The sequence below is a fragment of the Janibacter zhaoxuefangae genome (genome assembly GCF_050271985.1).
In the GTDB taxonomy this organism is placed as follows: Bacteria; Actinomycetota; Actinomycetes; order Actinomycetales; family Dermatophilaceae.
On record NZ_CP189849.1, the window covers coordinates 1183489 to 1206121 of the forward strand.

Sequence of the window (22633 nt, forward strand, 5' to 3'; positions counted from 1 at the left end):
GACAGCAGCCGTGGCCAAGAACGGACCGAAGAACATCCCCGCCCGCACGCTCGCGGGCCTCGCCGCCATCCTCATCGCCATGACGGCGCTGCTCGGGGGCGCCGTGCTGCGCAGTGACGCGTCGTGGGCCCCCAAGCTCGGCCTCGACCTCGAGGGTGGCACGCAGATCGTGCTCGCCCCCAAGCAGGCCGGGGGAGGCAACCAGAAGCCGTCAGCCCAGGAACTCGAGCAGGCGCGCAACATCATCAGCCAGCGCGTCGACAGCCAGGGCGTCTCCGGCGCCGAGGTGACGACGCTCGGCGGCGAGAGCATCGTCGTGAGCATTCCCGACACCATCGACGCCGAGACCCGCGACCGACTCGCCGCCTCGTCCGAAATGCAGTTCCGGCCGGTGCTGGCCATCGGTGCGGGCGTCCCGCAGCCGACCGCGAGCCCCACGTCGTCGTCCGGCACGTCGTCGTCCGGCACGTCGTCCGGCACGGCGTCGTCGAAGACCTCCACGTCGTCGAAGACCTCCACGTCCACGGCCACGCAGAAGAGTTCCGGCACGAGCACCGCCAACGCGCCCGTGCCCGCTGCGAGCCTGCGCCGTGCCGTCGACCCCAAGGACGCGATCGACAAGAAGTGGCTCACCGCCGCTGTCAAGAAGCAGTACGACGCCCTCGACTGCAGCAAGGAGGGGGCGCTCGACGCGATCGTCGACGACCCCGACAAGGCCCTGGTCAGCTGCGGCACCGACGGCGTGACGAAGTACGTGCTCGGCCCGGTGGTGGTCAAGGGAGCGGACATCAAGGACGCCTCCTCGGGCTACCAGGTCAACCAGACCGGTCAGATGACCAACACCGTCGAGATCCAGCTGAGCTTCAGCTCCGAGGCCACCAAGGCCTACGCCGACGTCAGCAAGGCGCTCATCCAGCTCCCCGAGCCGGGTGCGGCAGCCGAGGGCCCCTTCAACGCCCTCGCCACCGTGCTCGACGGCGAGGTGCTCCTCGCCCCGGGCTTCAATGAGGCCATCACGACCGGTCAGGCGAGCATCACCGGTGGGTTCACGATCGAGGAGGCCCGTTCCCTGTCCGAGTCCCTCAAGTTCGGTGCGCTCCCGCTGTCCTTCCAGACCCAGCAGGCCACGACGATCAGCCCGACCCTCGGCGGCGAGCAGCTGCGTTTCGGCCTCTGGGCCGGACTGGTGGGCCTTCTGCTCGTCATCGTCTACTCGCTGATCCAGTACCGCGTGCTCGGCCTCGTCACCGTCGGCTCCATGCTGCTGGCCGCGCTGATGACCTACCTGGCCATCACGATTCTCGGCTGGTCGCACAACTACCGACTGGACATGGCCGGCGTGACGGGCCTGATCGTCGCCATCGGCGTGACGGCGGACTCCTTCATCGTCTACTTCGAGCGCGTCCGTGACGAGCTGCGCGACGGGCGGACCCTGCGGGCCGCCGTCGACGCCGGCTGGAAGCGCGCCAAGCGCACGATCATCGTCGCCGACGGCGTCAACTTCCTCGCGGCCGCGGTGCTCTACCTGCTCGCCTCGTCCGGCGTGCGCGGCTTCGCCTTCACGCTCGGGCTGACGACGCTCATCGACATCCTGATCGTCTTCATCTTCACCCACCCGGTGCTCGCCCTGCTGGCTCGGCTGCCGTTCTTCGCGAACGGTCACCCGTGGTCGGGTCTCGACCCGCGCAAGCTGGGTGTGACCAAGCCGGTCCGCTACCTCGGCCGCGGCCGGGTGGCCATGCGACCCACGTCCACCACCACGACCGAGGGGAGTGCGTCGTGATCTCCTTCTCCGAGTTGGGCAACGACCTCTACACGGGCAAGCGATCGATCCCCTTCGTCGAGAAGCGCCGCACCTGGTACGTCGCCTCGGCGCTGCTCTTCGTGCTCGCGATCGTGGGACTCGGCGTCCAGAAGCTCAACCTGGGCCTGGAGTTCACGGGCGGTTCCGAGTTCAAGGTCTCGTCCGTCAGCGACCTCACCGACTACGAGTTCCGGGCGGGTGACCTCGTCTCCGAGGTCCAGCCCGAGGCCGCCGGTGCGCGCGTCTCCAAGCTCGGCACCGACACCATCCGGATCCAGACCGAGGAGCTCAGCGAAGGAGAGGCCGAGCAGGTTCAGGCCGCCCTCGCCAAGGAGTTCAAGGTCTCCGACGACAAGGTGACGGCCTCCTTCATCGGTCCGTCCTGGGGCGCCTCCGTCAGCAAGCAGGCACTGCGCGCCCTCGTGGTGTTCCTCGGCCTGACCATCATCGTCATGGCGCTGTACTTCCGGACGTGGGCCATGGCCGTCGCGGCCATGGTCGCGCTGGCGCACGACATGCTCATCACCGTCGGCATCTACGCCCTCACGGGCTTCGAGGTGTCGCCGGCGACGATGATCGGCTTCCTCACGGTGCTCGGCTACTCGCTGTACGACACCGTCGTGGTCTTCGACAAGGTCCGCGAGAACACGGCTGAGGCACTGGCCACCAAGCGCCAGACCTACGCCGAGGCCGCCAACCTCGCCGTCAACCAGACGCTCGTCCGCTCGATCAACACGACCGTCGTGGCGCTGCTGCCCATCGCCGTCGTGTTGCTCGTCGGCTTCTCGCAGATCGGCCCGGGCACGCTGCTCGACCTCTCGCTCGCCCTCTTCATCGGTATGGCGATCGGCGCCTTCTCGTCGATCTTCATCGCCACCCCGCTGCTGGTCTCGATCCGCAGCCGTGACGAGCGGATCCAGGCGCACGACGCGGCCGTCCTCAAGCACCGCGCCAAGCGAGCCGCCTCAGCGGACCGCGCGGCCGTGCGCAGCGGTGCCGTCTCGGCCGACGCCACAGGAACGGCGCGTCCGGAGCCTGTGGACGGTGGTGCCGAGGCCCCCGAGGCCGGCGCGGACTCCGAGCCCGTCACGGGCGAGCGACTCGTTGCCGCCGACGGCGACGCCGCGACTCTCACGGGACGCAAGGTCCACAAGTACGCCCAGACGGGTCCGCGCAACCAGCCGCGTCGCCCGCCCAAGTCCAAGCGCTGACCCCAGGAGGTCCGGGATGACCCAGTCGATCGGTGACATCGTCGCCGCACACCTGCGTGACGTGCCGGACTTCCCCGTGCCGGGCGTGACGTTCAAGGACGTGACGCCGCTCATCGGTGACGCGGACGCCTTCGCCGCCGTCGTGCGGGACATGGCCGAGCGCAACCGCGGCGTCGTCGACGTCGTGGCCGGCATCGAGGCCCGCGGTTTCATCTTCGGTGCGGCCCTCGCTCTCGAGCTCGGGGTCGGCTTCGTCCCCGTGCGCAAGGCCGGCAAGCTCCCGGGGGAGACGGCCGCCGTGGCCTACGACCTCGAGTACGGCACCGCCACCATCGAGGTCCACGCGGACGCCGTGGCCGCCGGTCAGCGCGTGCTGCTCGTCGACGACGTTCTCGCCACCGGCGGGACGGCAGCGGCCGCCTTCGAGCTGTTCGAGAAGATCGGGGCGAGGGTCGCGGACTTCGAGGTCGTCATCGACCTGTCGTTCCTCGGCGGACGCGAGCGCCTGGCTGACGCGGGCCGTTCCGTGCATGCCCTACTGACGGTCTAGAGTCACGCCATGGGCGAGCCAACCACCCCGCAGCAGCCGGCCGGTGCCGGCTTCTCCGCGCGCGGACTCGCCCGGGCCGGACTCGCTCGCTTCGGCCAGCAGCGGTCCCCGTCCCACCCGGTCCTCGAACCCCTTCTCCAGAGCGTCCGGCAGACCCACCCCAAGGCCGACCTCTCGGTCATCCAGCGGGCCTACTACGTCGCGGAGCAGGCGCACGAGGGGCAGAAGCGCAAGAGCGGCGACCCGTACATCACGCACCCGCTCGCGGTCGCGACGATCTTGGCCGAGCTGGGCATGACGCCCGCGACGATCGCGGCGGCGCTCCTGCACGACACGGTCGAGGACACGTCGTACAGCCTAGAGGCGCTGGAGTCCGACTTCGGACCGGAGATCGCCAAGCTCGTCGACGGGGTCACCAAGCTCGACAAGGTGACCTACGGCGACGCCGCGCAGGCCGAGACCGTCCGCAAGATGATCGTCGCGATGGCCCGCGACATCCGCGTGCTCGTCATCAAGCTCGCCGACCGGCTGCACAACGCCCGCACCTGGCGCTACGTCTCGCGCGGCTCGGCCGAACGGAAGGCGCGCGAGACCCTCGAGATCTATGCCCCGCTGGCGCACCGCCTCGGCATGAACACGATCAAGTGGGAGCTCGAGGACCTCTCCTTCGCGACGCTCTACCCGAAGGTGTACGACGAGATCGTGCGTCTCGTGGCCGAGCGCGCTCCCGCCCGCGAGGAGTACCTCCAGGTCGTGCGCGACTCCGTCATCGCGGACCTGCGCGAGGCGCGGATCAAGTGCACGGTGACGGGGCGCCCGAAGCACTACTACTCCGTCTACCAGAAGATGATCGTCGGCGGCCGCGAGTTCGACGAGATCTACGACCTCGTGGCGGTCCGCGTCCTCGTGGACAGCGTGCGCGACTGTTACGCGGCGCTCGGCGCGCTGCACGCGCGGTGGAACCCCCTTCCCGGGCGGTTCAAGGACTACATCGCCATGCCGAAGTTCAACATGTACCAGTCGCTGCACACGACGGTCATCGGTCCGCAGGGCAAGCCCGTCGAGATCCAGATCCGCACGCACACGATGCACCGGCGGGCGGAGTATGGCGTGGCAGCGCACTGGAAGTACAAGGAGGAGGCCACCGCGCGTCGGACCTCCGCCGATGGGCGCGAGGACACCGGCCCCATCAACGACATGGCGTGGCTGCGTCAGCTGCTCGATTGGCAGAAGGAGACGGCAGACCCGGGGGAGTTCCTCGAGTCGCTCCGCTTCGAGATCAACGCCCGCGAGGTCTACGTCTTCACCCCGAAGGGGCAGGTCATCGGCCTGCCCGCGGGGTCGACGCCGGTCGACTTCGCCTACGCCGTGCACACCGAGGTCGGACACCACTGCATCGGTGCCCGGGTCAACGGGCGGCTCGTGGCGCTGGAGTCACCGCTCGAGAACGGCGACGTGATCGAGGTCCTCACGAGCAAGGCCGAAGGGGCCGGCCCGTCGCGCGACTGGCTCACCTTCGTCAAGAGCCCGCGGGCGCGCAACAAGATCAAGCAGTGGTTCTCCAAGGAGCGCCGCGAGGAGATGATCGAGTCCGGCAAGGACGGGATCGTCAAGGCACTCCGCAAGCAGAACATGCCCATGCAGCGACTCATGTCGCACGAGACGATGACGGGCGTCGCCTCCGAGCTCAGCTATCTCGACATCGATGCGCTGTATGCCGCAGTGGGGGAGGGGCACGTCTCGGCGCAGCACATCGTCGAGCGACTCATCGCCCAGGCCGGTGGGATCGGCGGTGCCACCGAGGACCTCGCCGAGGCGACCATCCCGCAGGCCCGCCCGTCGAGTCGGCGCTCCCGCGACCCGGGCGTCGTCGTCAAGGGCATGTCGGACGTGTGGATCAAGCTCGCGCGGTGCTGCACGCCCGTGCCGGGTGACCCGATCCTGGGCTTCATCACGCGCGGCAACGGCGTCTCGGTGCACCGCGAGGACTGCACCAACGTCGAGGCGCTCAAGACCGAGCCCGAGCGGATCATCGAGGTCGCGTGGGCCCCGTCGTCGGGGAGCGTCTTCCTCGTCCAGTTGCAGGTCGAGGCGCTCGACCGCAACCGACTGCTCTCGGACGTCACCCGCATCCTGTCCGACAGCGGTGTGAACATCCTGTCGGCGACCGTGCAGACCTCCCGCGACCGCGTGGCGATCTCGCGGTTCACCTTCGAGATGGCGGACCCGACCCACCTCGACCACGTCGTCAACGCCGTCCGCAAGATCGACGGGGTCTTCGACGTCTACCGGATCACCGGCGGCAAGAAGAGCGACTGACCCCCTCCGCCCCACCCTCCCCGCCACCCGCGGTGCGTCTCCCGCCGCAGATCCCGTACTTCCGCCCCACCAGTATCGGGTCACCCGATATTCGCAGCCGTACCCGACTTCGCATGTCGGGTGAAGCGCACCTTTGTCGGGTGAAGCACCCGGTTCACGGCCGCCGCCCCGAGTAATGGACACCTGATGTCCAAAACTTGGGGGAAGGGGGCCAACCGCCCCGGGTTTGGGACACCTGATGTCCCAAACTCGGGGAGCAGCGCGAAGGGGGCCGGGTTTCGGACCGTGGATGTCCGAAACTCGGCCCCCTTCGCGGGCTGCCTGAAGGCGGCGTCAGCCGCCGAACTCGTTCAGCCCCGCGCGCGCCTGGTCGAGCCAGACCTGCTGGGCCTCGAGCTTGGCGGTCAGTTCCTTGATCTTCTTCTCGTTGCCGGCGGCGGTGGCCTTGTCGAGGTCGGCCTGGGCCGAGGCGACCGAGGCCTCGAGCTGGGTGACCATCGAACGGGCGCGGGCGGCGACCTCGGGGTTGGACTTGGTCCAGCGGGCGTCCTCGGCCTCGCGGACGGCCGTCTCGATCCGACGCATCCCCTTCTCCATGCGGTCGACGTCGGCGCGGGGAACCTTGCCGGCCTTCTCCCACTTGTCCTGGATGGTGCGCAGGGAGGCCTTGGCGGCCTCGAGGTCCTTGACCGGGAGGATCTTTTCGGCCTCGGCGAGCAGGGCCTCCTTGATCTCGAGGTTGCCCCGGTTCGCCTCGTCCTCCTGCTCCGCGAGCGCGTCCTTGGCCGTGAAGAAGGCGTCCTGCGCGGCACGGAATCGCTCCCACAGGGCGTCGTCGTCGGCGCGGCTCGCGCGACCGGCCTGCCGCCACTGGTCCATGAGGCGCTTGAAGGCGCCAGCCGTGGCGGCCCAGTCGGTGCTCGTCGAGAGACGCTCGGCGTCCGCGACGAGTTGCTCCTTCTCCGCCTTCGCCTCGGAGCGGCTGCCCTCGAGCTGGGCGAAGTGGACCCGACGCGCCTTGTCGAAGCCGTTGCGCGCCTTGGAGAAGCGCTGCCACAGGCTCGACTCGACGTCCTTGTCGAGGCGGACGGTCGTGCGCTGGTGCTCCTTCCACACGTCGAGGAGCTCGCGCATCCGGGCGGAGGAGACCTTCCACTGGATCTTCTGCTCGGGCTGGCCGGCGATGGCCTCGGCCTCGGCGACAAGGGCCTCGCGCTCGGCGCCGGCCTTCAGCTTGGCGGCGGCTCGGTCGGTGGCCTCCGCCTCACGCTTGGCGGCCAGCCCGGTCTCGACGGACTCGACGAGCTCGGCCAGCTTCGGCAGGTCGCCGACGACCATGGGCTCGGCGGTGTGCTCCTTGAGGGACTTCAGGCCGTCGTGGATCTCGCGAGCCGTGACCTCGGGCGAGCTCAGGCGCGCGTGCAGCAGCTCGGCGGACGCGAAGAGCTCGTCGTACTTGCGGGCGAAGTACTGGAGCGCCTCGTCGGCGGTGGCGCCCGGGTAGGAGCCGACCGCGCGCTCCGTCGTCCCGTCCGTGACGTAGACGGTGCCGTCGTCGTCGACGCGGCCGTGGGCGGCGGAGTCCGACGGCGGGTGGATCACGGGCTGCGCGGCGACCGCGGGCTTGGGGTGGGTGCGGGCCAGGGCGGCAGGGGAGGGCACCGGACCCGGGCGCGGCGTGGGCTTCGGCGCGGCGGGAGCCTCGGGCGCAGCCGGCTCAGCCTCGGGAGCAGCAGCCTCAGGAGTAACAGGCTCAGCCTCGGGCGCAGCCGGCTCAGCCTCAGCCGCAGCCGGCTCAGCCTCGGCCACGGGCTCAGTGGCAGCAGGCTCAGCCTCGGGAGCAGCAGCCTCGGCCACGTGAGCAGCAGCCTCGGCCTCAGCCTCAGCAGCAACCTCGGGCTCAGCCGGCGCAACCTCGGCTTCGGTGACGGGCGTCTCGGGCTGGGTCGCCGACTCCTGCGTGCCGAGGTCGTCGGGGGTCTGCATGTCGGGAGCGTCAGTCACGTCAAAGCCTTACTTCTCGTTCACCGCTTCGCGACGGGCGAGTGGGTGTTGTGCGGGCACCGTCACCACCCGGTGGGTGGCGATGGCGTCGAGACTATCCGGCCCGATGCCGCTCGTGCGGCACAGATAGGCTCCTGCGCGTGCTGACCCTCTCGTTCCCCGCCCAAGCCCTGGGCACCAACTGCTACGTCATCGCTCCCGCCGCGGGCGAGGAGTGCCTCGTGGTGGACCCGGGCATCGGCGTCGAGTCGACGCTGCGCGACGTCCTCGCCGAGCATCGGTTGCGGCCGGCGGCGGTGCTTCTGACGCACGGGCACCTCGACCACACCTACTCCGTGACGCCGGTGTGCGGCGGCGACACGGCGGCCTACATCCACACCGACGACGTCTACCGGCTCACGGACCCGGTCGGGATGATCTCGCCGCAGCTGCTCGGCATGCTGGAGCAGCAGTTCGGCCGGCGCCCCACGTGGACCGAGCCCGAGAAGGTCGTTCAGATCACCGACCGCGAGCGCCTCTCCCTCGCGGGCATCGACCTGGAGGTCCTCCACGCCCCCGGTCACACGGAGGGATCGGTCATGTTCGCGATCGACCGCGTGCCCGACGGCGCCCGCAGCGACCTCGGCCTCGACCGCACCCTCGTGACCGGTGACGTCCTCTTCCAGGGCTCCATCGGCCGGACCGACCTCGAGGGCGGCGACTCCGCGGCCATGCAGCGATCCCTGCGTGACGTCGTCGCCCCCCAGCCCGACTCCACCCTCGTCCTGCCCGGACACGGCCCCGTCACGACGATGGCCGTCGAGCGCGCGAGCAACCCCTACCTGCAAGGACTCTGACGATGAGCGCCACCGAGCCCGTGCGGGCCCAGAAGGTCACGCCGATCTCGGGTTTCCCCGAGTACCTGCCCGCCGAACGGATCGTCGAGCAGCACTTCCTCGACGTCATCCGCGAGACCTTCGAACTGCACGGCTTCCCGTCCATCGAGACCCGCGCCGTCGAGCCCGTGGACCGACTGCTGGGGAAGGGGGGCGACGCCGACAAGGAGATCTACGCCATCTCGCGGCTCGCCGCCGATGAGTCGGAGGCGAAGGACGCCGAGCTCGGCCTGCACTTCGACCTGACGGTCCCCTTCGCTCGCTATGTCCTCGAGAACGCGGGCCGCCTCACCTTCCCCTTCCGTCGCCACCAGATCCAGAAGGTGTGGCGCGGTGAGCGCCCGCAGGAGGGCCGCTACCGCGAGTTCACCCAGGCCGACATCGACGTCGTCGACGTGGGCGAACTCGCGCCGCACTTCGAGGCCGAGCTGCCGCTGGTCATGGCCGAGATCTTCGCCAAGCTGCCCGTGGGGCGGATGACGATCCAGGTCAACAACCGCAAGATCCCCGAGGGCTTCTACCGCGGCATCGGCATCGAGGACGTCGCGGGCACCCTGCGGATCATCGACAAGCTCGACAAGATCGGCCCCGACAAGGTGCGCGACCTGCTCGTCGACGCCGGCCTGACGTCGGAGCAGGCAGGGAAGTGCCTCGCCCTCGCCGAGATCCGCACGGAGGACGACTCCTTCGTCGAGCGGGTGCGGGCGCTGGGGGTCGAGCACGAGGTCCTCGACGAGGGTCTGGACGCGCTGGCCGCGGTCATTCGTACCGGTCAGGCCAACGCGCCGGGTGCGCTCGTCGCCGACCTGCGGATCGCGCGCGGGCTCGACTACTACACCGGCACGGTCTACGAGACGCAGCTCGAGGGGTACGAGTCCTGGGGATCGTTCTGCTCCGGCGGCCGCTACGACGCGCTCGCCTCCGACGGCCGCACGACCTATCCGGGCGTCGGCATCTCGATCGGCGTCTCGCGTCTGCTCGGCCTCCTCATCGGCAAGGGCCTGGTCGTCGCGTCGCGCTCGACGCCGTCGGCGGTGCTCGTGGCGGTCAACGACGAGGAAGGTCGCCCGACGAGCCAGCAGGTCGTGACCGCGCTGCGCTCGCGCGGCATCGCCTGCGAGGTGGCGCCCAAGCCCGCCAAGTTCGGCAAGCAGATCCGCTACGCGGAGCGGCGCGGGATCCCCTTCGTGTGGTTCCCGGGCGCGGGGGAGGTCAGCGATCAGGTCAAGGACATCCGCTCCGGCGAGCAGGTCGACGCCGACGCGACGCTCTGGTCACCGCCCGCGGCGGACCTCAAGCCGACGATCACCCGGGTCGGCTGACCTGGGGCGGTCGCAGGCCGACGTCCTTGAGCTCCAACAACGCGAGCTCGCGGATGATGCGCGGGTCGCCGGCGCGCCACGCCCCGGCGGGGTCGGCGTGCACGGCGGCCAGGCGCGTCATCGGCTGGTTGGCCATGGCCCGCAGGGCGAAGAGGTCGAGGTCCGGGTTGCCGTCGATGTGGTGTTGGGCCGCGGACGCGCGTCGGACGAAGCGTCCGCGCACGAACAACCACACCGCGCCGGCGAGGACGATCGGCACCAGGGCCGTCACCCAGCCGAGGACCAGCGCCAACCGTTCGACGGCGTCGACGAGCTGGTGCCCCGCGTCCTCGATGGTCGTGCCCGCGCCGGCGGCCTCGCGGAAGGGGGCCGCGACGCGGTCCTCGAGCAGCGGCAGGTCGTCGACGCCGTCGCCGGCGCTCTGCAGCCGATCCCGCAGGTCGGACCCGGCACTCACGAGGCGGTGGCCCGGATCGGCCAGGCGCATCGTGGCGTCGTGGACGGCTCGACCGGCCCAGGCGCACAGGGCCACCCAGGCGACGATCCCGAGGTCGGCGGCCACCTGGGCCAGCCGGCGGCCGCGCAGATCTGCGTAGAACTTCATCCGGTCCTTCACTCCCTCTGAACGTCGGTGTCCACACCCGACCCGGGACTACACTCGCACCTGCAGCCCGAGGTTGCCCCGTCCGACGACAATGGCGTCATCGGACGGAACAGCCTCATCGGGTGCGAATGCTGTCGGCGCGACAGTTGTCTGCTCGTGGAAGGACACCACCATGCAGGTCGGGATTCCTCGTGAGATCAAGGACAACGAGTACCGCGTGGCGATCACGCCAGCCGGAGTCCACGAACTGACGGTCCACGGTCACACGGTCGTCATCGAGCGGGACGCCGGGAACGGCTCGTCCATCCCCGACGCGGACTTCGTGGCGGCCGGCGCGCGCATCCTCGACCAGGCGGACGACGTCTGGGCCAGCGACCTCGTCCTCAAGGTCAAGGAGCCCATCGCCGAGGAGTACGACCGGATGAGCCGGTGCGGGGCCCTCTTCACCTACCTCCACCTGGCGGCCGACCGGCCGCTCACGGAAGCCCTGACCGAGCGCGACGTCACCGCCATCGCCTACGAGACCGTCGAGCGTGCCGACCGCTCGCTCCCGCTGCTCGCGCCGATGTCCGAGGTCGCGGGCCGACTGGCGCCGCAGGTGGGCGCCCACACGCTCATGCGTGCGCAGGGCGGTCGGGGGGTCCTGCTCGGCGGGGTCTCCGGCGTGTACGCGGCGAAGGTCGTCGTCCTCGGCGCCGGGGTCGCCGGCATGAACGCCGCGGCCATCGCTCTCGGCATGCAGGCCGAGGTGCTCCTGCTCGACCTCGACGTGGCTCGCCTGCGTCACGCCGACGCGATCTACCAGGGCCACTGCCAGACCGTCACGTCGAACACCTTCGAGGTCCAGCGGGCCATCGAGGACGCCGACCTCGTCATCGGGGCCGTCCTCGTCCCCGGCGCGAAGGCGCCGACGCTCGTCACGAACGAGATGGTCGCGGGCATGAAGCCCGGCTCCGTCCTCGTCGACATCTCCATCGACCAAGGCGGCTGCTTCGAGGACTCCCGGCCGACGACGCACACCGATCCGACCTTCGCCGTCCACGACTCGGTGTTCTACTGCGTGGCCAACATGCCGGGCGCGGTGCCGCACACCTCGACCTACGCCCTGACCAACGTGACGCTGCCCTACGTCGTCGCCCTCGCCGATCACGGGTGGCGCGACGCGCTGCGCAGGGATGCCTCACTGGCCCACGGGCTCAACACCCACGGCGGCGCCGTCGTCAACGAGCCGGTCGCCCGCGCCCACGGGATGGACCACACCCCACTCGCCGAGGTGCTGGCCTGAGCACCGACACCCCGCCCCGCCGGCGCACGGCCTTGGAGCGTGCCGTCACGACGTGGCTGACCCATCTCGACGTCGAGCGCGGCGTCAGCGCCCACACGCTGCGGGCCTACACACGTGACCTCGGCCGCTACACGGCCTACCTGGCGGGGTTGGGCATCACCAGTCCCGAGGACATCAGCGAACAGCACGTCGCGGGCTTCCTCGCCCACCTGCGGGAGGGCGACGAGAACCACCAGCCGTTGGCAACCTCGTCCGCGGCGCGGTCGCTCGTCGCCGTCCGCGGGTGGCACAAGTTCATCGTGCTCGAGGGGGAGACGGAGGTCGACGCGGCGAGCGAGGTCGCGCCGCCGCGGCCCCCGGCACGGCTGCCGAAGGCGATCACCGTCGACGACGTCGAGCGGCTCCTCGCGGCGGCCTCGGTGGGCGAGGGCCCGGCCGCGTTGCGTGACCGGGCCCTGCTCGAGGTGCTCTACGGGTGCGGGGCGCGCATCTCGGAGGCGGTCGGGCTCGACGTCGACGACATCGACGTCCAGACCCGGGTCGTGCGCCTCCTCGGCAAGGGCAACAAGGAGCGGCTCGTGCCGCTGGGGTCCTTCGCCGCCGACGCCCTCGAGGCCTACCGCGTGCGGGGGAGGCCGGGCCTCGTCGCGAAGGGGGCCGGGACCCCGGCCCTCTTCGTCAACCAACGCGGTGGTCGCCTCTCGCGCCAGAGCGCGTGGGCGGTGCTGCGCGCCGCCGCGGACCGGGCCGACCTTCCCGGTCACCTCAGTCCGCACACGCTGCGGCACTCCTTCGCCACCCACCTGCTCGAGGGCGGGGCCGACGTGCGCGTCGTCCAGGAGCTGCTCGGCCACGCGTCCGTGACGACCACGCAGATCTACACGATGGTCACCGTCCAGCGATTGCGCGAGGTCTACGCCCAGAGTCATCCGCGCTCGCGCTGATAGGGTCGGTCCGATCAGCGTGAGGCTGACCATGCATCAACAACCCGGGAGTGATCCGCCAGTGTCATCCGAGGTGTTCCGGACCGCGACCGACGAGGTCGCGCCCGCCCCGTCACCCGAGCCGGCCCCCCACGCCACGAGCGACGAGCACGTCGTGCAGGTGGACGCCGCCGGGACCCCCGGCCCCACGGGCCGCCCGCTGCCGGACTTCCCCGAGCCGCCGCCGCTGGCCAGCCACGGCCCGGCCCGGATCATCGCCATGTGCAACCAGAAGGGTGGCGTCGGCAAGACGACCACCACGATCAACCTCGGTGCGGCGCTGGCCGAGGTGGGGCGTCGCGTCCTGCTCGTCGACTTCGACCCGCAGGGCGCCCTCTCCGTGGGACTGGGCGTGCCCACCCACGAGCTGGACGTGACGATCTACAACCTGCTGCTCGAGCGCGGTCACGACGTGCGCAACGTCATTCAGCGCACGCCGGTCGAGGGGCTCGACATCATCCCCGCGAACATCGACCTGTCCGCGGCCGAGGTCCAGCTCGTCGGCGAGGTCGCCCGCGAGCAGATCCTGGCCCGCGTGCTCCGTCCGGTGCTCGACGACTACGACGTCGTGCTCATCGACTGCCAGCCCTCGCTCGGTCTCCTCACCGTCAACGCCCTCACGGCCGCGCACGGCGTGATCATCCCGCTCGAGACGGAGTACTTCGCCATGCGTGGCGTCGCGCTCCTCGTCGAGACGATCGAGAAGATCACCGACCGCCTCAACCCGCGGCTCGAGGTCGACGGCATCCTCGCCACGATGTACGACGGCCGGACCCTGCACAGCCGCGAGGTCGTGGGCAGCGTCGTCGAGCACTTCGGCGACAAGGTCTTCCACACGGTCATCTCCCGGACGGTGAAGTTCCCCGACGCCACGCTGGCCGCGGAGCCGATCACGTCCTACGCCTCGGCGCACTCCGGTGCCCGCGCCTACCGGCAACTGGCACGCGAGCTGATCGCCCGCGGCGGCGCGGCCTGACACGATGAGCCAGACTCCCGTGCTCGGCGAGTCGGCACCCGCCCCGCAGGACGAGAGCGCCGTCGTTCCCGGCGGTGTGCTGACCCGCCGCGCCGCGCCGCGGGCCTTCACCGTCCACCTCGAGAACTTCGAGGGCCCCTTCGATCTGCTTCTCGGGCTGATCAGCAAGCACAAGCTCGACATCACCGAGGTCGCGCTCGCCAAGGTCACCGACGAGTTCCTCGCCCACACGAAGGCGATCCAGGCGGCCGACTCCGACTGGGACCTGTCGCAGACGAGCGAGTTCCTGCTCGTGGCCGCGACCCTGCTCGATCTCAAGGCGGCGCGCCTGCTGCCGCAGTCGGGGCCGGAGGACGAGGAGGACCTCGCCCTCATCGAGGCTCGCGACCTGCTCTTCGCGCGGCTGCTGCAGTACCGCGCCTTCAAGGACGTCGCGCGTGGCTTCGGCGAGCGCATGCTTGGCACGGGCCGCATGACGCCTCGTCAGGCCGGTCTGGAACCGGAGTTCGCGCGGCTGCTGCCCGAGCTCGTCATGGGCATCACGCCCGAGCAACTGGCCATGGTCGCGGCTCGGGCGATGACGCCGAAGGTCGCCCCGACCGTGGGTCTGGATCACCTCCACGCCCCGACCGTGAGCGTGCGCGAGCAGGCCGGGATCATCGGAGACCGGCTCCGTCGCGAGGGGAGCTGCTCGTTCCGTTCGCTTGTGCGCGACGCCGACAACACCCTCGTCATCGTGGCGCGCTTCCTCGCCCTGCTCGAGCTCTTCCGCGAGTCCGCGGTGGCCTTCGAGCAGGTGGAGGCCCTCGGTGAGTTGACCGTGCGCTGGACCGGCGGTGAGGCCGGCGACATCGCCGTCAGCGACGAGTTCGACGAGGACGACGTGCCGGCGCCGGACGAGGCGCCCGCCCAGGAGTCCTCGACTCCCACCGACGAAGGAGATTCCGCATGAGCGACATCGCGGCCGAGACCGTGCCGGATGCGGTCACCGACGCCGAGACGGCTGAAGGCCCCCTCGCCTTCGACGTCGGCGACTTCCCTTCCGGCGCACGAGGCGCCATCGAGGCGGTCCTCATGGTCGTCGACGAGCCGGTCTCGGAGGTGGCCCTCGCCACGGCGCTGGAGATCCCGCAGGACGACGTCGTCGAGCACCTGACCTCGCTCGAGGCGGAATATGCGCAGGCCGGCCGTGGTTTCACGCTGCGCAACGTGGGCGGCGGCTGGCGCTTCTACAGCCGCGCCGACTACGCCCCGGCCGTCGAGAAGTTCCTCCTCGACGGGCAACAGGCCAAGTTGACCCAGGCCTCCCTCGAGACCTTGGCCGTCATCGCCTATCGGCAGCCGATCTCGCGCTCGCGCGTCAGCGCGGTGCGTGGGGTCAACGTCGACGGCGTCGTCCGGACGCTGCTCACCCGTGGCCTCATCACCGAGCACGGGAGCGACGGCGACTCTGGCGCCACCCTCTATGTCACCACCCCCTACTTCCTCGAACGGATGGGCCTCGTGAGCCTCGACGACCTTCCCCCTCTCGCCCCCTACCTCCCGGATGCCGACATCCTCGACGAGCTCGCCGATGCGGGGCAGGCATGACGCCCCCGCGGTCCCGCGGAGCAGCGGGCGGTAGCGGCGGCGGCTCGCGCGGCGGTCGCCCCTCCGGCGGCGGTCGTCCCTCCGGCGGCGGTCGTCCCTCCGGCGGCGGCTCGCGCGGTGGCGCTGGCGCCGGTGGTCGTGGAGGATCGCGCACCGGCGCGGGTCGCCCGACGTCCGGCCGCGGCCAGGGTGGTCAGGGTGGTCAGGGCGCTCAGGGTGGTGCCAACCGGACCGGCCGCCCGGACAAGCCCGGGGGAGCGGCACGCACGCGCCAGTCGCAGCCGACGGGCTTCCCCCGTGAGCGTCCGGCTCAGGACATCGACGTGCACGACCCCGACGGCGTCCGCCTGCAAAAGCTGCTCGCCGCTGCGGGTGTCGGCTCCCGACGTGTCTGTGAGGGCCTCATCGCCGAGGGGCGTGTCGAGGTCGACGGCCAGATCGTCACCGAGCTCGGCGTCCGCGTCGACCCGGCGACGGCCGTCATCCACGTCGACGGCATCCGGGTCCAGCTCGACGAGACGAAGGTCTACCTCGCCTTCAACAAGCCGCTCGGCGTCGTCACGACGATGAGCGACGAGCTGGGTCGGCCCTCGATCATGGACTACGTCGGCAACCGCAAGGAGCGCCTCTTCCACGTCGGCCGACTCGACGCCGACACCGAAGGTCTGCTCATCCTCACCAACGACGGCGAGCTGGCCCACCGGCTCCAGCACCCGCAGTACGGCGTGCTCAAGACCTACCTCGCCGAGGTGCCCGGCCCCGTCCCGCGTGACCTCGGACGCCGCCTGCGCGAGGGCGTCGAGCTCGAGGACGGCATGGCGTCGGTCGACTCCTTCCGGCTCGTCGACTCCCGGCCGGGCAAGGCCCTGGTCGAGCTGATCCTCCACGAGGGTCGCAAGCACATCGTCCGCCGGATGCTCGAGGAGGTCGGCCACCCGGTGCAGTCACTCGTCCGCACGCAGGTCGGCCCGATCCACCTCGGGGAGACCAAGCCCGGCCGCTCCCGCGCCCTCAACAAGGACGAGGTCGGCAAGCTCTACAAGGCCGCGGGGCTGTGACCGGGGAGCCGTCAGCGTCCGCACGGGCGCTCACTGCGGTCGACTCGGTGCACGTCATCGGGACGGGGCTCATCGGCACGAGCCTCGGCCTCGCGCTGAGCCGGCTCGGTGTCGACGTCACCCTCGAGGACGCCTCGCCGACGTCGACGGCGCTGGCCCGCGATCTTGGGGCCGGCCGCATCGGCGCATCCGAGTCGCCTTCGGTCGTCATCGTCGCGACCCCGCCGGACGTCACGGCCGCGGTCGTTGACGACGCCCTCCGGCGCTGGCCCACGGCGACCGTCACGGACGTGGCGTCGGTCAAGGGCTCCATCCGGGAGGCGTTGCAGCGCGCGGGCGTCGACCTGACGCGCTACGTCGGCTCTCACCCCATGGCCGGCCGCGAGCGCTCCGGGGCGGTCTCGGGACGCGTCGACCTCTTCGAGGGGCGGGCCTGGGTGATCACCGCCGGTGATGAGACGCGACCCGAATCCCTCGCGTTGGTCCGCCGACTCGCGGAGGCCGTCGGCTCGGCCGTCACGGTGATGCCGCCCGCCGACCACGACGGGGCCGTCGCCGCGGTCTCCCACGTCCCGCAGGTCGTCGCCAGCCTCGTCGCGGCCCGCCTCGAGCACCTCCCCGACGACGCCGTCGCCCTCGCCGGTCAGGGCCTGCGCGACGTCACCCGGATCGCCGCGAGCGACCCGCAGTTGTGGACCCAGATCCTGGCCGGGAACGCCGCGGCCGTCGCCGACGTCCTCGAGTCGGTCGCGACCGACCTCGACGCCGTCGTGGGCGCCCTGCGGGCGTTGGATGGCGAAGGGGGCGGCGCCGCAACGGTGCCCGGCGCGCGGGCCGTGTTGGCCCGCAGCATCGCCGCCGGCAACTCCGGACACGCCCGCATCCCCGGCAAGCACGGCGCCGCACCCGCGCACTACGCCACCGTGCGTGTCGTGGTCGACGACCGCCCGGGCGAGCTCGCGCGACTGCTGGCCGACATCGGCGACGCCGGCGTGAACCTCGAGGAGTTGCGGCTCGACCACGGACTCGGGCAGGCCTTCGGTCTGGCCGAGGTCGACGTCCTGCCGGCGTCCGCGACCTTCCTCGAGGAGGAACTGGTCCGGCGCGGCTGGCGCCTGCACGGCTGAGGCGCAGCCGCCCGGCGGTCACCGGCACCTCGGGCGGCTCGGTAGGCTCGCCTCCCATGAGCACGCCTGCCGCCCCCATCCTCATCGCCGTCGACGGACCCTCGGGGACCGGCAAGTCCAGCGTTTCGAAGGCCGTCGCCCGCACCATGGGGGCCGGCTACCTCGACACCGGCGCGATGTACCGCGCGCTGACGTGGTGGGTCCTCGATCAGGGCATCGACCCGCTGGATCAGGAGCGGGTCGCGGCGGAGGCCGCGACCTTCCCGCTCGTCATGGGCACGGACCCGGCCAACCCCGGCGTGACCGTGGACGGCAGGGACATCGGTGACGACATCCGGACGGCCCGGATCACGTCCGCGGTGACGGCGATCGCGACCAACCCCTTCGTGCGTCCGGTGCTCCAGCGCCTGCAGCGTCAGCTCATGGACGCCATCGCCGCGGAGCGGGGTGCCGTCGTCGCCGAGGGGCGTGACATCACCACGGTGGTGGCCCCCGATGCCGACGTGCGCATCCTCATGACGGCCAGCGAGGAGGCCCGGCTGCGCCGACGCTCCCTCGAGGTCCACGGGACCACCGACGAGGCGGCCGTCGAGGCGACCCGTGACCTCGTCGTGCAACGGGACCGGGCCGACTCCACCGTTTCCGAGTTCACCGTCGCCGCCGACGGCGTGGTCACGGTCGACACCTCGGACCTCACCTTCGAGCAGAGCGTCGACGCCGTGGTGGCCATCGTCGCCGTCGCCCGAGTCTGACCCGCGGCCTGCGCGGTGCGGAGCGCGCACCGGGCGGTGAGCTCTCGTGCGTGTGGTCGGTGGCTGCGCCATGATGCGGGACAATGGACGTTGCACCTCCCACCCAAGGACTGACGTGAGCGACTCCGAGTACCCCTCTGCCCCCGAGCCCGCGGCCGACGCCGCCCTCGACTCCGGCCCCGACACAGGATCCGTCGCAGAGGCGGCCACCCCCGTGGACCCGCAGGCCGACGAGCAGATCGAGCGCGCCCTGCGCGTCGGTCTGGAGGAGTTCGAGCTCGATGAGGAGGACCGCGCGCTCCTCGAGGCCGAGCTCGCCCTGGACGAGTACGCCCACGAGGCGCCGCGCCCCGTGCTGGCGGTCGTCGGCCGCCCGAACGTCGGCAAGTCGACGCTGGTCAACCGCATCCTCCGCCGCCGAGAGGCCGTCGTGGAGGACGTCCCCGGTGTCACCCGTGACCGCGTGTCGTACGACGCCGAGTGGTCGGGGCGGAAGTTCACCCTGGTCGACACCGGAGGCTGGGAGGTCGATGCCACGGGCATCCACCTGCGCGTCGCCGAGCAGGCCGAGGTCGCCGTCGAGCTGGCCGACGCGGTCGCCTTCGTCGTGGACGCCAAGGTCGGGGCGACCGACGACGACGAGAACGTCGTGCGCCTCCTTCGCCGCAGCGGGAAGCCTGTCGTCCTCATCGCCAACAAGGTCGACGACGAGAAGACCGAGTCCGACGCGACGGCCCTGTGGAACCTCGGTCTCGGCCAGCCGTGGCCCGTCTCCGCGCTGCACGGCCGCGGCAGTGGTGACGTCCTCGACGCGATCTTGGACGTCCTGCCCGAGGTCTCGGGCGTGGCCCCGGAGACGCCGCGCGACGGCCTCCGCCGGGTCGCCCTCGTCGGGCGCCCCAACGTCGGCAAGTCGAGCCTGCTCAACAAGCTGGCGAAGGAGGACCGGGTCGTCGTCGACAACGTCGCCGGCACGACGCGTGACCCGGTCGACGAGGTCATCGAACTCGCGGGCCGCAAGTGGCGCTTCGTCGACACCGCGGGCATCCGCCGCCGTGTCCACCAGACCCGCGGCGCCGACTTCTACGCCTCGCTGCGCACTCAGACGGCCCTGGAGAAGGCGGAGGTCGCCGTCGTCCTCGTCGACGCCGAGGAGAAGATCGCGGAGCAGGACATCCGCGTCATCAGCCAGGTCATCGAGACCGGGCGAGCCCTCGTCATCGCCTTCAACAAGTGGGACCTCCTCGACGAGGAGCGTCGCTACTACCTCGAGCGTGAGATCGAGCGCGAGCTCGTCCAGGTGCCGTGGGCGCGCCGGGTCAACATCTCCGCCAAGACGGGGCGCAACGTCGAAAAGCTCGTGCCGGCCCTGGACATGGCACTGGCGTCGTGGGATGCCCGCATCCCGACGTCGCGACTGAACGCCTTCCTCGGCGAGGTCGTCGCGTCCCACCCGCACCCGGTGCGCGGTGGCAAGCAGCCGCGCATCCTCTTCGGCACCCAGGCGAGCACCCGCCCGCCGCGGTTCGTCATCTTCGCGTCGGGCTTCATCGAGCACGGTTACCGCCGCTTCCTCGAGCGTCGCCTGCGCGAGGAGTTCGGCTTCGAGGGGACGCCGATCGAGATCTCGGTCCGCGTGCGGGAGAAGCGTTCTCGTCGCTGAGGGCCGCGTGCGGCGCGGCTGACGGACCCGATTCGGTCGGAGGCCACCCGCTGCGCTAAGGTTGCGTTCGCTCTCCTGCGGGGGAGCACACCGCTGCGATTCACGTCGTCGTGGTGGACAACCGAACAACGGGCTGTGGCGCAGCTTGGTAGCGCACTTGACTGGGGGTCAGGTGAGTTAGAGCGGCGGGACTGTCCGAAAACTAAACAACGGGATGTGGCGCAGCTTGGTAGCGCACTTGACTGGGGGTCAAGGGGTCGCAGGTTCAAATCCTGTCATCCCGACAAAAAGCCCTGGTGAGAGGCAACTTTCACCAGGGCTTCGTCGTATCTGAACGTGGTCACTGGCTGGTCCACTTCCCTCATCCGCCCGTCCCGCTCGTTCGCGGATTGGTCCACTTCCGTTCGGTCTCGTCGGCTGCGGAGTGCACCAAAAGGTGACCATGAGGTGCACCAAAACGCGGGCATGACGGTGCTCCGGCCCCCTCTGGGAGGGTCGGAGCATGGGTTCTGAAGTGGTCACAAGCGGGGTCCGTCGCGGCGGCTAGCGTCCTTCCTCTGAGGTGTCCTGGAAAGGAACTGATTAGCCTGTCTCGCGGCTTCGGCGAGGTGTCGATGGTCGGGGTGGAGATACCCCTTGGTCGTCTCGATCGACTGATGCCCAAGGATCTCCTGGAGCACATGCAAAGCGATACCGGCGTCGGCCATCCACGTCGCCCCCGTATGCCGGAGACCGTGCCGGGTGAGGTCCGGCAACCCGAGGCCTGCGACGAGGTCATCCCAGTGCGTCGCATCCCGCACCGTCGCAGTCGTGAGCACCCCACCCCGTGGCCCACGCAGGAGCGGAGCTTCGGGCAACTTGTCTTGGGTGAGGCGTTCGAGGATCGGTTCGAGCGCATCGAGCATCGGCACCGGCCGGTCTCTACGGCCCTTGGTCTTCTTCACGACGAGGCCGCCCTTGCCGGGGTAATGCTGGCGTCTGATCCACACGATGTGGTTCTCCCAGTCAACATCACCGACTTGGAGGCCGGCGACTTCCGAACCACGGGCAGCCAGGAGGCTGGCGAGCATGACGTGATCGGAATACGCCTGATGTACCTTCCCGCAGGCTTTCGCGAGCTTCCGTAGCGTCGCGAGATCCGGCAGTGCGTGTTGACGGAGTGCTCCGGTGGTGTGGGTGACGTTGTTGCCGAGGTTGCGCCGAGCACGATGCTTGGCGGGGTTGATGGAGATGACGTCATCACGCACGGCCTCATCCAGTACCCGGACGAGTGGGGCGATGGAGTTCTTGATCGTGGACGCGGAGTGTTCGGCTTCCCAGGCGTCGATGGTGCGGTCGATCATCCCGGCGGTGATCTTCGCAACCCGCACATGCCCGAGCGCGGGCAGCACCCGGAGCCGGAACCCGGTCTCGTACAGCTCGGCAGTGGAGGTCGGGTCCAGGCCCCGCTGCCACCGGTCCCCGATCGAGGCGGCGTAGTCGGCGAGGGTGACGGTCGGGTCGTTGCCGGTCTCGGTCGCTGCCCGCATCTGATCGAAGAACTCCTCCACCTCCTCCTGCGAATGGACGTGGGCGACGCGGCCGACACGCTTGTGAGTGGACGGGTCGGTCCAGCGGACGCGGGCCCGGAACCCGTCGACGCGGCGTTCGACATCGGTGGTGAGCTTCACCCCGACCGGCGGCATCCGCCGATTCCGCGGATCAGCCACGATCCCGACCCTGTTCCTGCTCGGTGACCCAGGCGCGCACCGTGGCCGGGTTGTAACGGGAGACACCACCGACCCGAAGGAACGGCGGCCCAATCCTCTCTCTGCGCCAGCGCGAGAGCGTGGCCTGGGAGACGTTCAAGAACTCGGCCACATCCCGCGCACACCACAGGGCCTCAACGGGGGTGATGCCGTGCTCAAGCGCTGTTGGGGCGTTCATCGTCGAGACTCGCGTAGAAGGCGTCCTCGGCCGCCTGGCGCTGGGCGATGTCAGCGGCAACGAACGCATCGAAGTCCGCCGCCCGATCCAGGATCACGACATCCTCCACCGGCGGTGCAGGCTTCTCGCCCGGCCAGACGGTCTGCCGAGTGGGACGGTCGCGATCCAGCCGGGTGACGGAGCCTGCGACCCAGTCGCGGAGCCGCTGCTTGGCATCGACGAAGTCCCGGTGCCAACCGATAGGCGCGGAACCGTTCTGATCAGGGTCGTAGGCGCACAGCCAGTGCAGATGCAGCGCGGACAGTTCCCACACCAGTTCGGGGTGCCGGTGCCAGAACGGCGGAATGACGTTCGCGGACAGGCCGTAGGTGTGACGGAGCCAGTTCACCCACCGATCCAGTTCCAGCCATTCCGCCCCTGCCTCGTCGGCGGTCAGCAGGTTCCAGTTCACCGGATGCGGCGGCCCAGGAATCGAATCGGGATCAGACAGCGCCGGCTTCGTGCCAGGTTTCTCGTCCTGGAGTGCGGGTTCGGGCTCGTCGATCTCCGGGATATCCGTGGCGATGGTGCTCATGGTGGCGTCT

At 70.3% G+C, this 22633-nt stretch carries 20 protein-coding genes and 1 tRNA gene; 16 read left to right on the plus strand and 5 right to left on the minus strand.

All coding sequences use genetic code 11. The annotated features are described in order from the left end of the window. The first annotated feature begins 10 nt into the window (after nucleotides 1–10). Genes secD through ACQBAS_RS05600 form a run of 4 tightly spaced genes read left to right on the plus strand, consistent with a single transcriptional unit; the run spans nucleotide 11 to nucleotide 5884 of the window. Nucleotides 11–1783 (plus strand): protein translocase subunit SecD, encoded by a 1773-nt coding sequence (gene secD, locus ACQBAS_RS05585; protein WP_427385395.1) that lies wholly within the window; start codon nucleotides 11–13, stop codon nucleotides 1781–1783. After that, nucleotides 1780–3015 (plus strand): protein translocase subunit SecF, encoded by a 1236-nt coding sequence (gene secF, locus ACQBAS_RS05590; RefSeq protein WP_427385396.1) that lies wholly within the window; start codon nucleotides 1780–1782, stop codon nucleotides 3013–3015. The genes secD and secF overlap by 4 nt, the downstream gene beginning before the upstream one ends. A 16-nt stretch (nucleotides 3016–3031) precedes the next feature. Beyond that, nucleotides 3032–3565 carry an adenine phosphoribosyltransferase gene (locus tag ACQBAS_RS05595; protein WP_427385397.1) on the plus strand — a complete coding sequence of 178 codons (534 nt, stop codon included), beginning with the start codon at nucleotides 3032–3034 and terminating at the stop codon, nucleotides 3563–3565. Between the two features lie 9 nt (nucleotides 3566–3574). Continuing rightward, complete coding sequence (locus ACQBAS_RS05600) at nucleotides 3575–5884, plus strand: RelA/SpoT family protein (RefSeq protein ID WP_427385398.1); 2310 nt, start codon at nucleotides 3575–3577, stop codon at nucleotides 5882–5884. A 333-nt stretch (nucleotides 5885–6217) separates the two neighbouring features. Here the strand turns inward: ACQBAS_RS05600 and ACQBAS_RS05605 are convergent, their stop codons facing one another. Continuing rightward, complete coding sequence (locus ACQBAS_RS05605; RefSeq protein ID WP_427385399.1) at nucleotides 6218–7888, minus strand: DUF349 domain-containing protein; 1671 nt, start codon at nucleotides 7886–7888, stop codon at nucleotides 6218–6220. Between the two features lie 140 nt (nucleotides 7889–8028). Here ACQBAS_RS05605 and ACQBAS_RS05610 point away from each other — a divergent pair, with 140 nt between their 5' ends. Further along, the gene (locus tag ACQBAS_RS05610; RefSeq protein ID WP_427385400.1) at nucleotides 8029–8724 is read left to right on the plus strand and encodes an MBL fold metallo-hydrolase; all 696 of its coding nucleotides are present in this window, start codon (nucleotides 8029–8031) and stop codon (nucleotides 8722–8724) included. 2 nt (nucleotides 8725–8726) lie between these two features. Then, nucleotides 8727–10085 (plus strand): histidine--tRNA ligase, encoded by a 1359-nt coding sequence (gene hisS / locus ACQBAS_RS05615; RefSeq protein WP_427385401.1) that lies wholly within the window; start codon nucleotides 8727–8729, stop codon nucleotides 10083–10085. Here hisS and ACQBAS_RS05620 read toward each other — a convergent pair. Next, entirely contained in the window at nucleotides 10069–10689 is a 621-nt protein-coding gene (locus ACQBAS_RS05620; protein WP_427385402.1) for a hypothetical protein, read from the minus strand. The genes hisS and ACQBAS_RS05620 overlap by 17 nt on opposite strands. Nucleotides 10690–10861: 172 nt before the next feature. Between ACQBAS_RS05620 and ald the strand changes: the two genes are divergently transcribed. From ald to ACQBAS_RS05670, 10 genes are all read left to right on the plus strand, one after another. Continuing rightward, nucleotides 10862–11974 carry an alanine dehydrogenase gene (ald, locus tag ACQBAS_RS05625; protein ID WP_427385403.1) on the plus strand — a complete coding sequence of 371 codons (1113 nt, stop codon included), beginning with the start codon at nucleotides 10862–10864 and terminating at the stop codon, nucleotides 11972–11974. Between the two features lie 32 nt (nucleotides 11975–12006). Then, on the plus strand, nucleotides 12007–12918 hold the full coding sequence (gene xerD / locus ACQBAS_RS05630; RefSeq protein WP_427385404.1) for a site-specific tyrosine recombinase XerD: 912 nt from the start codon (nucleotides 12007–12009) through the stop codon (nucleotides 12916–12918). A gap of 154 nt (nucleotides 12919–13072) precedes the next feature. Beyond that, nucleotides 13073–13933, plus strand: a complete 861-nt coding sequence (locus tag ACQBAS_RS05635) for a ParA family protein (RefSeq protein ID WP_427385585.1) — start codon at nucleotides 13073–13075, stop codon at nucleotides 13931–13933. Nucleotides 13934–13937: 4 nt separating this feature from the next. Continuing rightward, a complete protein-coding gene (locus ACQBAS_RS05640) occupies nucleotides 13938–14885 on the plus strand; it encodes a segregation and condensation protein A (protein WP_427385405.1) in 948 nt (315 codons plus the stop codon). Further along, the gene (gene scpB / locus ACQBAS_RS05645) at nucleotides 14882–15523 is read left to right on the plus strand and encodes an SMC-Scp complex subunit ScpB (RefSeq protein ID WP_427385406.1); all 642 of its coding nucleotides are present in this window, start codon (nucleotides 14882–14884) and stop codon (nucleotides 15521–15523) included. Before ACQBAS_RS05640 ends, scpB begins: the two co-directional genes overlap by 4 nt. Then, nucleotides 15520–16581, plus strand: a complete 1062-nt coding sequence (locus ACQBAS_RS05650) for a pseudouridine synthase (protein WP_427385407.1) — start codon at nucleotides 15520–15522, stop codon at nucleotides 16579–16581. The genes scpB and ACQBAS_RS05650 overlap by 4 nt, the downstream gene beginning before the upstream one ends. Beyond that, a complete protein-coding gene (locus ACQBAS_RS05655) occupies nucleotides 16578–17708 on the plus strand; it encodes a prephenate dehydrogenase (RefSeq protein WP_427385408.1) in 1131 nt (376 codons plus the stop codon). The genes ACQBAS_RS05650 and ACQBAS_RS05655 overlap by 4 nt, the downstream gene beginning before the upstream one ends. Before the next feature lie 56 nt (nucleotides 17709–17764). Then, nucleotides 17765–18460 (plus strand): (d)CMP kinase, encoded by a 696-nt coding sequence (cmk, locus tag ACQBAS_RS05660; RefSeq protein WP_427385409.1) that lies wholly within the window; start codon nucleotides 17765–17767, stop codon nucleotides 18458–18460. Nucleotides 18461–18674: 214 nt separating this feature from the next. Next, a complete protein-coding gene (der, locus tag ACQBAS_RS05665; RefSeq protein WP_427385586.1) occupies nucleotides 18675–20123 on the plus strand; it encodes a ribosome biogenesis GTPase Der in 1449 nt (482 codons plus the stop codon). Between the two features lie 210 nt (nucleotides 20124–20333). Then, nucleotides 20334–20407: transfer RNA gene (locus ACQBAS_RS05670), tRNA-Pro, on the plus strand. Between the two features lie 234 nt (nucleotides 20408–20641). Here the strand turns inward: ACQBAS_RS05670 and ACQBAS_RS05675 are convergent. The 3 genes from ACQBAS_RS05675 to ACQBAS_RS05685 are packed head-to-tail and all read right to left on the minus strand — an operon-like array spanning nucleotide 20642 to nucleotide 22623. Beyond that, nucleotides 20642–21832 carry a tyrosine-type recombinase/integrase gene (locus ACQBAS_RS05675; RefSeq protein WP_427385410.1) on the minus strand — a complete coding sequence of 397 codons (1191 nt, stop codon included), beginning with the start codon at nucleotides 21830–21832 and terminating at the stop codon, nucleotides 20642–20644. Continuing rightward, a complete protein-coding gene (locus tag ACQBAS_RS05680) occupies nucleotides 21825–22118 on the minus strand; it encodes a helix-turn-helix domain-containing protein (protein ID WP_421009158.1) in 294 nt (97 codons plus the stop codon). Before ACQBAS_RS05680 ends, ACQBAS_RS05675 begins: the two co-directional genes overlap by 8 nt. Beyond that, entirely contained in the window at nucleotides 22027–22623 is a 597-nt protein-coding gene (locus ACQBAS_RS05685) for a hypothetical protein (RefSeq protein WP_421009159.1), read from the minus strand. Before ACQBAS_RS05685 ends, ACQBAS_RS05680 begins: the two co-directional genes overlap by 92 nt. Nucleotides 22624–22633: the final 10 nt, after the last annotated feature.